The organism is Kribbella sp. CA-245084 (genome assembly GCF_050942355.1).
Lineage (GTDB): Bacteria > Actinomycetota > Actinomycetes > Propionibacteriales > Kribbellaceae > Kribbella.
In genome coordinates this window covers 3,033,748-3,046,491 of sequence record NZ_CP192053.1, presented here as the reverse complement: position 1 = coordinate 3,046,491, position 12,744 = coordinate 3,033,748, and the positions used below count along the sequence as shown (strand labels likewise).

General features: G+C 70.0%; 12 protein-coding genes. 10 read left to right on the top strand and 2 right to left on the bottom strand.

Annotation, left to right across the window (positions count from 1 at the left end; genetic code table 11):
• Positions 1-118: 118 nt before the first annotated feature.
• From ACQPYH_RS14750 to ACQPYH_RS14735, 4 genes are all read left to right on the top strand, one after another.
• A complete protein-coding gene (locus ACQPYH_RS14750) occupies positions 119-433 on the top strand; it encodes a hypothetical protein (protein ID WP_432891427.1) in 315 nt (104 codons plus the stop codon).
• The gene (locus tag ACQPYH_RS14745) at positions 430-1,515 is read left to right on the top strand and encodes a flavin-containing monooxygenase (protein ID WP_432891424.1); all 1,086 of its coding nucleotides are present in this window, start codon (positions 430-432) and stop codon (positions 1,513-1,515) included. The genes ACQPYH_RS14750 and ACQPYH_RS14745 overlap by 4 nt, the downstream gene beginning before the upstream one ends.
• A gap of 35 nt (positions 1,516-1,550) precedes the next feature.
• Positions 1,551-3,185 (top strand): LuxR C-terminal-related transcriptional regulator, encoded by a 1,635-nt coding sequence (locus ACQPYH_RS14740; protein ID WP_432891421.1) that lies wholly within the window; start codon positions 1,551-1,553, stop codon positions 3,183-3,185.
• Positions 3,186-3,259: 74 nt separating this feature from the next.
• Positions 3,260-3,793 (top strand): hypothetical protein, encoded by a 534-nt coding sequence (locus ACQPYH_RS14735; RefSeq protein WP_432891418.1) that lies wholly within the window; start codon positions 3,260-3,262, stop codon positions 3,791-3,793.
• Here the strand turns inward: ACQPYH_RS14735 and ACQPYH_RS14730 are convergent.
• Positions 3,759-4,766 (bottom strand): pirin family protein, encoded by a 1,008-nt coding sequence (locus tag ACQPYH_RS14730; protein ID WP_432891415.1) that lies wholly within the window; start codon positions 4,764-4,766, stop codon positions 3,759-3,761. The two genes, ACQPYH_RS14735 and ACQPYH_RS14730, sit on opposite strands and share 35 nt — an antisense overlap.
• Entirely contained in the window at positions 4,763-5,806 is a 1,044-nt protein-coding gene (locus ACQPYH_RS14725; RefSeq protein WP_432891412.1) for a PHP domain-containing protein, read from the bottom strand. The genes ACQPYH_RS14730 and ACQPYH_RS14725 overlap by 4 nt, the downstream gene beginning before the upstream one ends.
• Positions 5,807-5,932: 126 nt before the next feature.
• Between ACQPYH_RS14725 and ACQPYH_RS14720 the strand changes: the two genes are divergently transcribed.
• From ACQPYH_RS14720 to ACQPYH_RS14695, 6 genes are all read left to right on the top strand, one after another.
• The gene (locus tag ACQPYH_RS14720) at positions 5,933-7,138 is read left to right on the top strand and encodes a PucR family transcriptional regulator (RefSeq protein WP_432891409.1); all 1,206 of its coding nucleotides are present in this window, start codon (positions 5,933-5,935) and stop codon (positions 7,136-7,138) included.
• A 78-nt stretch (positions 7,139-7,216) separates the two neighbouring features.
• Positions 7,217-8,410, top strand: coding sequence for an acyltransferase domain-containing protein (locus ACQPYH_RS14715; protein WP_432891407.1), 1,194 nt, complete (start codon positions 7,217-7,219; stop codon positions 8,408-8,410).
• Complete coding sequence (locus tag ACQPYH_RS14710) at positions 8,407-9,396, top strand: beta-ketoacyl-ACP synthase III (RefSeq protein ID WP_432891405.1); 990 nt, start codon at positions 8,407-8,409, stop codon at positions 9,394-9,396. The genes ACQPYH_RS14715 and ACQPYH_RS14710 overlap by 4 nt, the downstream gene beginning before the upstream one ends.
• Before the next feature lie 112 nt (positions 9,397-9,508).
• The gene (locus tag ACQPYH_RS14705) at positions 9,509-9,757 is read left to right on the top strand and encodes an acyl carrier protein (RefSeq protein ID WP_130446978.1); all 249 of its coding nucleotides are present in this window, start codon (positions 9,509-9,511) and stop codon (positions 9,755-9,757) included.
• A 140-nt stretch (positions 9,758-9,897) separates the two neighbouring features.
• Positions 9,898-11,133: a beta-ketoacyl-ACP synthase II gene (gene fabF, locus ACQPYH_RS14700; protein WP_432891402.1), complete on the top strand. Its 1,236-nt coding sequence runs from the start codon at positions 9,898-9,900 to the stop codon at positions 11,131-11,133.
• 26 nt (positions 11,134-11,159) lie between these two features.
• Positions 11,160-12,584 carry a carboxyl transferase domain-containing protein gene (locus ACQPYH_RS14695; RefSeq protein WP_432891399.1) on the top strand — a complete coding sequence of 475 codons (1,425 nt, stop codon included), beginning with the start codon at positions 11,160-11,162 and terminating at the stop codon, positions 12,582-12,584.
• Positions 12,585-12,744: the final 160 nt, after the last annotated feature.

The window sequence follows — 12,744 nt, the reverse complement described above, 5'->3', positions numbered from 1 at the left end:
CGACCGGGTGGGCGGCTCTTCGTGTTCCGGCGTACGACAAACCTCGTAGTCGCGCCGGCCGCAGGTTGCACATTCCGTCCGACGCGCCGGGTGCCCCGAGGCTCCTACCGTCAGTGACATGACTGGCGCAAGCGTTGCTCTTCTCGCGGGGACGATGTCCACCATCCTCTTCGCGTCGAGCGCGCTGCCGATGGTGATCAGGGCGATCCGGACCCGCGACCTGGCGTCGTACAGCCCGGCCAACCTGGTGCTCGCCAACGTCGGCAACGCCGTCCACTGCATCTACGTGGTGCACCTGCCGCCGGGACCGATCTGGGTCCTGCACGGCTTCTACGTCGTGACGTCAGCGCTGATGCTCCTGTGGTGGTTGCGGTTCCACGCGCTGCACAGAGCGCGGGGCGGCGTCGTACTGCCCGAGCGGAGGCTCGCATGAACACGATCATCATCGGCGCAGGACAGGCCGGGCTCGCCACCGGTTACCACCTACAGCGGCTCGGTCAGCCGTTCACGATCCTCGACGGCAACGCGCGAGTGGGAGACCAGTGGCGGTCGCACTGGGACAGCCTCAAGCTCTACTCGCCGGCGAAGTACGACGGACTGCCCGGCTTCCCGTTCCCGGCCGCCCCGTGGCACTACCCGGGCAAGGACGAGGTCGCCGACTACCTCGCGTCGTACGCCGAGCGCTTCGACCTCCCGATCCGGCCGAACACCCGCGTCGACAAGCTGGAACGGCTCGACGACCAGTGGATCGTCACCGTCGGCCGCGAGCAGCTCACCGCGGACAACATAGTCGTCGCCACCGGCACCTTCGGGCGGACGCCGTACCTCCCGGACTTCGCGGTCGACCTCGACCCGGCGATCCGGCAGCTGCATTCGTCGGAGTACCAGCGGACCGAGCAGCTCAAGGACGGACCGGTTCTGGTGGTCGGCGGGTCGCACTCCGGTACCGACATCGCGTACGAGGTCGCGCAGACGCACGAGACGATCCTGTGCGGCCGCGATCCCGGGCAGGTGCCGTTCACGCCGGGCAAGCCGAGCCAGGCCTTCTTCTGGCCGATCTTGCTGTTCGTGTGGCGGCACGTGCTCACCCGCCGGACGCCGATGGGCAGGAAAGAGATGGAAGACATCCGGCACCACGGCGGCCCGATGATCCGGGTCAAGCGGGCCGACCTGCTCGAGCGCGGGGTCGAGCGGGTGCCGGCCCGGGTCACGGGGACCAAGGACGGTCTGCCGATGCTGGCCGACGGCCGGGTGCTGGAGGTCGCGAACGTTGTCTGGGCGACCGGGTTCCGGCAGGTGTTCGACTGGATCAAGATGCCGCTCGTCGGCGCGGACGGCTGGCCGCGCGAGTACCGCGGGGTCGCCGAGAACGTACCCGGTCTGTTCTTCTGCGGGCTGTCGTTCCAGTACGCCTTCAGTTCGATGGTGCTGCCGGGGGTCGGCCGGGACGCGGCGTACATCGCCCGCCGGGTCGCGGCGCGGGTCCGCGCCGAGCGGAGTCTTGCCCCCGCCTGAGTCGGCAGGGCATGCTCGCCAGTGGGGGACATCTGATGGGGATTGTCGACGATCTGCAGCGAGCCCGGATCGCGTTCGAGCGACGCGACTGGGCCGCTGCGTATGACCGGCTGACCGCGGCCGACGGTGATCCGGGGACGGTCGGTCTCGGCGCGGACGACCTGATGACCCTGGCGATGGCCACGTTCCTGCTCGGCGACATCGATGCGTGCATCCGGGCGCTGCAGCGCGGATACCGGCTGCGGATCGACAACGGCGAGGTGCTGGGCGCGGTGCGGTTCGCGTTCTGGCTGGCCCGGGTGCACAACGGCCGCGGCGAGGGGGCGGTCGGCAGCGGGTGGGCCGCACGGGCCGAACGGCTGCTGGCCGACGGTCCCGCCGACGTGGTCGAACGCGGGTACCTGCTGATCCACGACTTCTTCCGCTGCGTGGATCGCGGCGACTTCCCCGGCGCGGTAGCGACCGGCGACGAGATCGTCAGCGTGGCGCGCCGGCACGGCGATCCGGACCTGCTCGCGCAAGGCCTGGTGTGCAAGGGCCGGATGATGATGTACGCCGGTCACGTGCCGGAAGGCCTTGCCACGTTGGACGAAGCGATGGTCGGCGTCGCGGCCGGCGAGCTGTCCCCGGTCTTCGCGGGCACGGTGTACTGCGCGATGATCGACGCGTGCCAGGAGGTCCTCGACTTCGCGCGGGCGTCGGCATGGACGACGGCACTCACCCGCTGGTGCGACACGCAGCCGGACCTCGTGCCGTTCACCGGGCAGTGCGCCGTCCATCGAGGGCAGATCCTGCGGCTGCATGCGGCGTACCCGGAGGCGCTGGCCGAGTTCGAGGATGCGTGCCAGCGGTATGCGGCATTGGGGTACGACGCGGCGGCCGGGCTGGCGATGAGCGAGCGCGGCGACGTACTGCGGGTTCTTGGTGAGTACGTGGCGGCGGAGTCGTCGTACGACCAGGCGGCCAGCTACGGGCACGAGGCGCAGCCGGGGCGCGCGTTGCTGATGACGGCGCGCGGGCGGGTGTCGGGCGCGATTGCCGCCGTACGGCGTTTACTTGCGGAGACCGGTGATCCAGTGCATCGCTCGCGGCTGCTGGCGGGGGCGGTCGAGGTGCTGGTCGCAGGCGACGAGCCGGGTGAGGCCGAGCAGGCGGCTGATCAGTTGTCGACGATCGCCGAGGAGTTCGGGTGTGCGGGGTTGCGTGCCTCGGCGGCGTACTGCTCGGCTCTCGTCGCGTTGGCCCGTGAGGACACTGATCGTGCCTTGCCCCTGGCGCGGGCGTCGGTGCAGCTGTGGGGTGAGCTGGGGGCGCCGTACGAGATGGCGCGGGCGAAGGTGCTCGTCGGGCGGGCGGTCCGGTTGCTCGGGGACGAGGACTCGGCGACTGCTGAGCTGACCGCGGCATGCCGGACGTTCGCCGAACTCGGGGCTGCCGGGGCACGCCAGGAGGCCGAGAAACTGATCGGTCGCAGTACGAGTGGACTGACGGGACGGGAGCTGGACGTCCTGCGATTGGTTGCAGTGGGCAACAGCAACGCCGAGATCGCGGGCCTGCTGGTGCTGAGCGATAAGACGGTCGCGCGGCACCTCACCAACATCTTCGCGAAGCTCGAAGTACCGTCACGCACCGCTGCTGCGGCGTACGCCCGCGATCACGACCTGCTCTGAAAGGTCCTCCCGAGGGAGCGTGTTCCCTCTGGCGGGTGAGGTGACAGCGGGGCGGTCGGCCGGATGCTGTTCGGGTGAACACAACTGAGCGTCCCGTCCCCCGCTGGGCGTATCGCCTGGCGCACCTCATCCCGTTCATGGTCCTGCCGTCCGGGCTGTGGCGACTCGGCCTGGTCTTCGGCTCGTCGATGGGCATGCTGGACCCGGACGGTAACGCCGCCCGGCTCGCCGGCGCCGGCGGCAAGGTGTACGTCGTCTGCCTGACGATCTTCTCCGAGCTGGTCGCGCTGACCGCCCTGGGCATGGTCAGCCGCTGGGGCGAGGTCGCTCCACGCTGGATCCCGATCATCGGCGGCCGCCGCGTCCATCCGTACGCCGCGATCATCCCCGCCACCCTTGGCGGCCTGTCCCTGATCGCGCTCTGGACCTACGCCTTCCGCAACGCCTACACCGACCAGTTCATCCCGTTCTCCAGCACGGGCTGGAAGGTCCTGATGCTCACCTGCTACACCCCGCTGAACCTCTGGGGCCCGGCCCTCCTGGTCCTGACCTGGGCCTACTACCGCCGCCGGGTCAGCGCGCCCGCGGTCGTGGCTTCAGTGCGATAGCCGGCAGCGGCGGCGCCGGGAGGGGGTCGCCGTCGTAGCCGGGGACGAGCTGGAAGCGGTCGTTGCCGCCGGCGCTGATCGCGTCCTGCCAGGACTGCCGGGCGGCGACGATCTCTTCGTGGGAGCGACCAATGAAATTCCACCACATCACCAGCTGCTCCTCGAAGGGTTCACCGCCGAGCAGGAGGAAGCGAACTCCGTTGTCGGAGGCAACCAGATCGATCGACTGGCGGTTGGCGCCGAGGTAGACCATCTCCCCGAACGCCGGGGCCAGCTCGCCCACCGACAGCGATCCGTCGACGACGAGTACGGCGTACTCGTTGGACGGGGTGAGCGGCAGGGCCAGCGTCCGGCCGGGCTCGATGGTGATGTCGGCACCGACGAGCGGCGTGAACGCGGGCGCCGGCGACGTGACACCGGCGACGGTGCCGATCATCACGGTGGCGTGCGCGCCGTCGAAGTCGAGTTGCGGTAGATCGGCGTACGCGTTGAAGGCCGGCGGGGTCGTCGTACGCGCAGAGTCGGGAAGCGCGACCCACAGCTGCGCTCCGTGCAGCATCGGCGGCGCGGTCGGGGTCGAGATCTCGGAGTGGGCGATCCCGTTGCCCGCGGTCATGATGTTGAGCTCGCCGGGCCGCACGAACGCATGCGATCCGACGCTGTCGCGGTGCTCGATCTCGCCTTCGAACAACCAGCTCACCGTCTGCAGGCTCGTGTGCGGATGCGGCGGCACCTGCATGCCGCGCTCCCCCGGTACGTCGTACGAGTCGACGCGCCGGGTCAGATCATCCGGGCCGTAATGGTCGACGAAACACCAGGCGCCGACCATGCGACGGTTCTTGTTGGGCAGCAGGCGCCGTACCGTCGTGGATCGTCCGAGCACGACCTCGCGCCCTTCGAGCAGCTCCAGCGCAGGCCCCTCGCAGTCCCCGGTACCGATGACTTCGGCCGGATCCTTCTCGAGATCACTCATGATGCGGTCCATTCCAGGAGTTGCTGCTGGTCCCAGGTGTTGATGACGCGGTCAGGCCTGACGCCGCAGTCCTCGGCGCGTTCGCAGCCATAGACCTGCCAGTCGAGCTGACCGGGCGCGTGCGCGTCGGTGTCGATCGAGAACATGCATTCCATCTCGACGGCCATCGAGAGCAGGCGTTTGGGCGGGTCGAGGCGTTCGGGCCGGGAGTTGATCTCGACCGCCGTCCCGAACTGGCGGCAGGCCTCGAAGACCACCTCGGGGTCGAACTCCGACTCGGGCCGGGTGCCGCGGCCGCCGGTGATCAACCGGCCGGTGCAGTGGCCGAGGATGTCGACATGCGGGTTCGCGATCGCGCGGACCATCCGCTCGGTCATCGGCTCGGACGCCATCCGGAGCTTCGAGTGAACGCTCGCGACGACCACATCCAGCCGCGCCAGGATCTCGTTGTCGCAGTCGAGCGTGCCGTCCTCGTTGATGTCGACCTCGATCCCGTTCAGGATCTGGAAGCCGTCCAGCTCGTCGGCGAGCTTTTTGTTGAGCTCGGCAACGACCTCGAGCTGCTGCAGCCGGCGTTCGCGGGACAGCCCGTTGGCGACGGTGAGCCGGGGCGAGTGGTCGGTCAGCGCGACGTACGAGTGGCCGAGGCGATGCGCCGTACGCGCCATCTCCTCGATCGGACTGCCACCGTCGGACCACTCGGAGTGCAGATGCAGGTCGGCCTTCAGGTCCGCACGCAGCTGGTTGCCCGCGGTGGTCAGCTCGCCCGCGGCCTCTTCCAGCTTGACCAGGTACGACGGGGTCGCGCCGTCCATCGCCTCGACGATGACGGCCTCGGTCTTCGGGCCGATACCGGCGATCTCGGTCAGCGTCCCGGCCCGGCGGCGAGCACGTACCTCGGCGGCCGGCAGCGCGGCGATCGTGTCGGCGGCCCGCCGGTACGCCTTCACCCGGTGCGTCGGCTGCCGGTCCCGCTCGAGGTAATACCCGATGGCGCGCAACGCCGCGATCGCGTCCTCCACGCCCGCCTTGTCCGTCATGCCTCCCATCATGGCAGTGCGGATCCCCAGGCCATCACAATCCGGCCGCCGGCGGCCGGTCAGGCGGAGGCGGGGCGCAGCGCCGCGATTGTGATGGCGTGGGGATCCGGGGTCTATGGTCGGTGCGTGGCGAAGGGTGCGCATGTGGCGCGGGCGGAGCGGTTGCAGGGCGCGACCGGGGCGCTCGCCACCGCGGCGATGGCTGCGATGGAGGAGAAGCTGCCCTGGTTCGGGGAGCTCTCGGCGCAGGACCGGTCCTGGATCGGGCTGGTGGCGCAGTCCGGGATCTCGGCGTTCGTCGAATGGTTCCGGGACCCCGAGGCGCACTCCTCGATGCCGACGCGGATCTTCGGGTCCGCGCCGCGCGAGTTCACCCGCGTGATCTCCCTGCACCAGACGGTCGACCTGGTCCGGACGACGATCGAGACCATCGAGACCACCATCGGCACGCTGCTCCCGCCCGACGACGTACCGATCGTCCACGAGGCGATCCAGCGCTACGCCCGCGAGGTCGCCTTCGCCGCCGCCACCGTCTACGCGCAGGCCGCCGAGATGCGCGGCGCCTGGGACGCCCGGCTCGAAGCCCTCCTCGTCGACTCGGTGATCCGCGGCGAGGCGGACGAATCGGTCCGCTCCCGCGCCTCCGCCCTCGGCTGGACCGGAGCCGCCGGTACGACGGGGTCGGCCGAGGTGGCCGTTGTCGTCGGACGGGCCCAGAGCACGGAGGACGCTCAAACGGCCTCGAACGTGGCCGACACGGTCAGGCACGCGGCGCGCGAGGCCGGCGCCGACGCACTGTGCGCGATCCAGGGCGACCGCCTGGTCGTGGTACTAGGCGGTACGAGCAAACCTGTGGAGATCGTACAAAAACTGGCCCCATGGTTTGGACCCGGCCCGATCGTCGTCGGCCCGGTCGTGAAGGACCTGATGTCCGCCGTCACCTCGGCTCGAGCCGCCGTGGCCGGCCTTCGCGCCGCGGCCGCCTGGCCCGGTGCGCCCCGGCCCGTGCAGGCCGACGAACTCCTGCCCGAACGGTCACTCTCCGGAGACGGCCACGCCCGCCGTCAGCTCGCCAACGAGGTCTACGGCCCGCTCACGGTCGGGGATGGCGTGCTCCTCGACACGGTTTCGGCGTACCTGGAGTCCGGCGGATCGATCGAGGCGACGGCCCGCGCGATGTTCATCCACGCCAATACCGTCCGGTACCGGCTCAAGCGTGTGGCGGACATCACGGCGTACAACCCGCTCGATCCCCGCGACGCTTTCACATTGCGTGTCGCACTGACCTTGGGTCGCCTGCTCAATCCGGAGCCCGGAACCGCCGTTTTGTAGGATCCCTACAAACCGGCCCGGAAGAATTCGTGCTCGCCCTGCGGCTCCCGACGGGCCCTGGTGAGGGACAGTTGGCACGTGCTCGTCATCGTCGCACCCGGTCAGGGTGCCCAGACCCCAGGATTCCTCGAGCCGTGGCTGGCGGATCCCGTGTTCGAGAGCCGGCTGAACTGGCTCTCCGCGGTGGCCGGTCTCGACCTCGCCCACTACGGCACCCAGGCCGACGCCGACACGATCCGCGACACCGCGATCGCGCAGCCGCTGCTGGTCGCCTCCAGCATGCTGGCCGCGCTGGCGGTGTTCCCGCACCCGGCCGACGCCTTCACCAAGGTCGGCGCGGTCGCCGGCCACAGCGTCGGTGAGCTCGCCGCCGCGGCCGGCACCGGTGTGCTGACCGCCGAGCAGGCGATGGTCCTGGTCCGCGAACGCGGCAAGGCGATGGCCGCCGCGGCCGCGCAGACCGCGACCTCGATGACCGCTGTCCTGGGCGGTGACCGCGAGGAGGTTTTGGCCAAGCTCGCCGAGCACGGCCTGACCGCGGCCAACGACAACGGCCCCGGCCAGATCGTTGCCGCCGGCACCGTTGAGGAGCTGGCCGAGCTGGCCGCGGACCCGCCGGCCAAGACCCGGTTGATCCCGCTGTCGGTCGCCGGCGCGTTCCACACCAGGCACATGGAGCCGGCCGTGCAGACGCTGGCGAAGTACGCGACCGCGATCAGCACTCACGACCCGCGGACGCGCCTGATCTCGAACCGTGACGGCCACGTCGTCCACGACGGCCGTGACGTCCTGCAGCGGCTCGTCAACCAGGTGAACGCGCCGGTCCGCTGGGACCTGTGCATGCAGACCATGTCGGACCTCGACGTGACCGGCATCCTCGAGCTGCCGCCGGCGGGCACGCTGACCGGCATCGCCCGGCGTGCGCTGAAGGGTGTCGAGACGTTCGCGCTCAAGACCCCGGACCAGCTCGACGACGCCCGCGCATTCGTGGACAAGCACGGTAGCCCGTCCGAGATCGACGCCTCCCCGACGTGGCGCCTGCTGGTCGCCCCGATCAAGGGCACGTTCACCCGCTCCGAGCAGACCCGCCGCGAGACCGGCGACAAGGTCGAGGCCGGCGAGGTTGTCGCGACGGTCAAGAGCCTGCGCGACGAGGTCGCGGTCACCGCGCCGCACGGCGGCATCGTGGTCGAGTGGCTCGCCGAGGAGGGCGACCCGGTCGCCCCGGGCCAGCCGCTGGTCCGCCTGCACCCGGCCGGGAGCCCCGCATGATCACGGCGTCGACAGGTTCGACGTACGCCGGAGTGCTCGGCATCGGCTCGTACCGGCCGCGGCGCATCGTGCCGAACTCCGAGATCCTCGAGCAGATCGACTCCAGCGACGAGTGGATCCAGACCCGCTCCGGAATCAAGGAGCGGCGCTGGGCGAGCGACGACGAGACCGTGCTGATGATGTCGGTGAACGCGGCCAAGGAAGCGCTCGCCGACGCCGGCCTCGACCCGTCCGAGATCGGCTGCGTGATCGTCTCGACGGTCACCCACCTGTACCAGACGCCGGCGATCGCGACCCAGGTCGCGGTCGCGGTAGGCGCCCCGACCGCTGCGGCGTTCGACATCTCCGCTGCCTGCGCGGGCTTCTGCTACGGCGTCGCGATGGCGAACGACCTGGTCCGCGGCGGCAGCGCGAAGTACGTGCTGGCGATCGGTGTCGAGCGGCTCAGTGACATCACCGACCGGACCGACCGCAGTACGGCGTTCATCTTCGCCGACGGCGCCGGCGCCGCGGTCGTCGGCCCGACCGACGAGCCGGGGATCGGCCCGGTGGTCTGGGGCTCTGACGGCACCCAGCACAAGGTGATCAGCCAGCGCGAGTCGTGGCAGGAGGTGTTCGGCAGCTACCAGTGGCCGCACCTCACGATGGACGGCAACCCGGTGTTCCGCTGGGCGTCGTTCGAGATGGCGAAGACCGCGCAGCAGGCGCTCGACGTGGCCGGCGTGAAGGCCGAGCAGCTCGATCTGTTCGTGCCGCACCAGGCGAACATGCGGATCACCGACGCGATGCGGCGGGCGCTGAAGCTGCCCGAGCACGTCAAGGTCGCGCGCGACATCGAGCGCCAGGGCAACACCTCGGCGGCGTCGATCCCGCTCGCGATCACCGCGATGCGCGAGGCCGGCGAAGCCAAGCGCGGCGACCTCGCGCTGATCATCGGCTTCGGTGCGGGCCTGGTGTACGCCGCCCAGGTCATCCGCCTGCCGTAGCTCTTAAATAGATTCCGTCATAGTTGTCCGGGGCGGCTCAGGTGGCCGCACCGGCTGGACAGCCAGCGAAGCTGGCAGCAGCCAGAAGAAATCCGAAAGGGAACCAGAGAACATGGCCAGCACCGAAGAGATCCGTTCCAACCTCGCCGAGATCGTGAACGAGATCGCCGGCATCCCGGTGGAGGACGTCCAGCTGGACAAGTCCTTCACCGACGACCTCGACGTCGACTCGCTCTCCATGGTGGAGGTCGTGGTGGCCGCCGAGGAGAAGTTCGACGTGAAGATCCCCGACGACGAGGTCAAGAACCTGAAGACCGTCGGCGACGCGGTCGCGTTCATCGAGCGCGCCCAGAACGGCTGACGTACGCCGTCAACCGTGCTGGCCCGGGTGCTCATCGGGCTGCGACCGATGCCGCTGATCGATGCCGGCTCGATGAGCACCACGCAGTACACACCCCTCGCTCCCAACCGCAGATCTCTCATGTGAAGGATGAGGTAACCATGTCGAAGACCCGAGTCGTCATCACTGGGCTCGGAGCCACGACCCCGCTCGGGGGCGACGTGTCCAGCACCTGGGAAGGGCTGCTGGCCGGACGCTCCGGTGCGCGGCGGCTGACCGACGAGTGGGTGCAGAACCTGGCGGTGCAGATCGCCGCACCGGCCGCGGTCGACCCGACCGAGGTGATCGAGCGGGTCAAGGCCCGCCGCCTGGACCGGACGGCGCAACTCGCCGTCGTCGCCGCCCGTGAGGCCTGGGCCGACTCCGGCCTGGAGGACTCCGGGATGGACAAGGAGCGGCTCGGTGTCGCGGTCGCGTCCGGTATCGGCGGCCTGCACACCACGCTCTCGAACTACGACGCCCTGAAGCAGAACCCGCGTCGCGTGTCGCCGCTGGCGATCCCGATGCTGATGCCGAACTCGTCCGCGGCGTACGTGAGCCTGGAGTTCGGCGCCAAGGCCGGCGTACACACCCCGGTCTCGGCCTGTGCCTCCGGCAACGAGGCGATCTGGCTCGGGCTGGACCAGATCCGGCTCGGCCGCGCGGACGTCATCATCGCCGGTGGCTCCGAGGGCGCGATCATGGCGCTGCCGCTGGCCGCGTTCGGGATGATGCAGGCGCTGAGCAAGCGCAACGACGACCCGGAGCGCGCTTCGCGTCCGTGGGACGTCGACCGCGACGGCTTCCTGCTCGGCGAGGGCGCCGGCGTACTGATCCTGGAGTCGTACGAGCACGCGAAGGCGCGCGGCGCGAAGATGTACGCCGAACTCGCCGGCGCTGGCATCTCGGCCGACGGCCACGACATCGCGCAGCCCGACCCGACCGGTTCGGGTGCGCGGCGGGCGATGGAGCGGGCGCTGTCCGAGGGCGACCTGACCCCGGCCGACATCTTCCACATCAACGCGCACGCCACGTCGACGCCGCAGGGCGACATCGCCGAGTCGCTCGCGATCCGGCAGGCGCTCGGCAAGGACGCCGACCACGCGGTCGCGACCGCGCCGAAGTCGATGATCGGCCACCTGCTCGGCGGCGCCGGCGCGGTGGAGTCGGTCGCGACCGTGCTCGCGCTGCACAACCGGGTCTCGCCGCCGACCATCAACGTGGACAAGCTCGACGACCAGATCGACCTTGACGTCGCGACCGAGCAGCGCAGGCTGCCCGACGGGGATATCGCGGCGCTGAACAACTCGTTCGGTTTCGGCGGCCACAACGCCGCCATCGCGTTCAAATCGCTGTAGTTCCTCACCACCCCCGGAGGACACCCATGACCATTGCCCCGGCAAAACCCGCCAAGCCGCCTCGTGAGCTGGACCCGCGCAATCCGGTCACCCGGCTGACGAACCTGCTCGATCCGGGCAGTCTCGAGCTGATCACCCCCGACAACCTGTCCGGGATGATCGCGGCCCGCGGGCGGATCGCCGGGGCGAAGGTCGTCGCGTTCTGTTCCGACGCCACCGTGATGGGCGGCGCGATGGGTGACGAGGGCTGCGACGTCGTGGTCAAGGCGTACGAGGTCGCCCGCGAGGAGCAGGTGCCGATCATCGGCCTGTGGCACTCGGGCGGCGCACGGCTGGCCGAGGGCGTGCTGAGCCTGCACGCGGTGGGCAAGATCTTCTACGCGATGACGCAGGCGTCCGGGAAGATCCCGCAGATCTCGGTCGTACTCGGCCCGGCGGCGGGCGGCGCGGCGTACGGTCCGGCGCTGACCGACATCGTCATCCTCGGCCCGGAGGGACGGATCTTCGTGACCGGGCCGGACGTGGTTCGCTCGGTCACCGGTGAGGACGTCGACATGCTCCGGCTCGGCGGCCCCGAGCCGCACGGCCGGCGCTCCGGGGTCGTGCACATCACGACCGACTCCGAGGCGGCTGCGTTGGAGCAGGCCCGCCGGCTCACCGATCTGCTCGCGAACCAGGGCTCGATGTCGACGGACATCCCGGACACCGATCTGTCCGGGTTCCTGCCGGAGTCGGCCAAGCGTGCGTACGACGTCCATCCGCTGGTCGGAGGGGTGCTCGACGAGGCTTCCTCGGTCGAACTGCACCAGCGATGGGCGCCCAATATCGTCACCACGCTGGGCCGGCTCGGTGGACGGACGGTCGGCGTGATCGCCAACAATCCGCTGCGCCTCGGTGGTTGCCTGGACGCGCTATCGGCGGAGAAGGCGTCGCGGTTCGTCCGGATGTGCGATGCCTTCGGCGTACCGCTGGTCGTGCTGGTCGACGTACCGGGTTATCTGCCGGGTGTCGGGCAGGAGTGGGACGGCGTCGTACGACGGGGTGCCAAGCTGCTGCACGCGTTCGCTGAGGCCGTCGTACCGCGGGTGACGCTGGTGACGCGGAAGACCTACGGCGGGGCGTACATCGCGATGAATGCGCGGTCCTTGGGGGCGACGCGCGTGTTTGCGTGGCCCCGGGCCGAAGTGGCTGTGATGGGTGCGGTCGCGGCTGTGCGGGTGCTGCACCGGCGGAAGCTGGCCGAGGTCGACCCTGACCTGCGGCCGCAGGTCGAGGCCGAGCTGGCCGCCGAACACGAGAAGATTGCCGGCGGCATCGACCGCGCCCGCGAGATCGGCGTCGTCGACGAGGTCGTCGAGCCCACCCGCACTCGAACCGCGCTGGCAACAGCGCTGGCGAAAGCCGAGGCCGGCGGGCCTGTCCGCGGCAACCACGGCAACATTCCGCTGTAACCCTCTTGAACGGCTTGAAGGGCACGGATCCGAGGATCCGTGCCCTTCACGTGGTGCGGCCGCTGTTGTTAACAACCACCGGGGGTGTCCCGACACCCGGTGGCCCAGCGGCCACGGCCCCTCCCACCCTTGTAGAACGTCAGATGCTCAGTCTCATCGA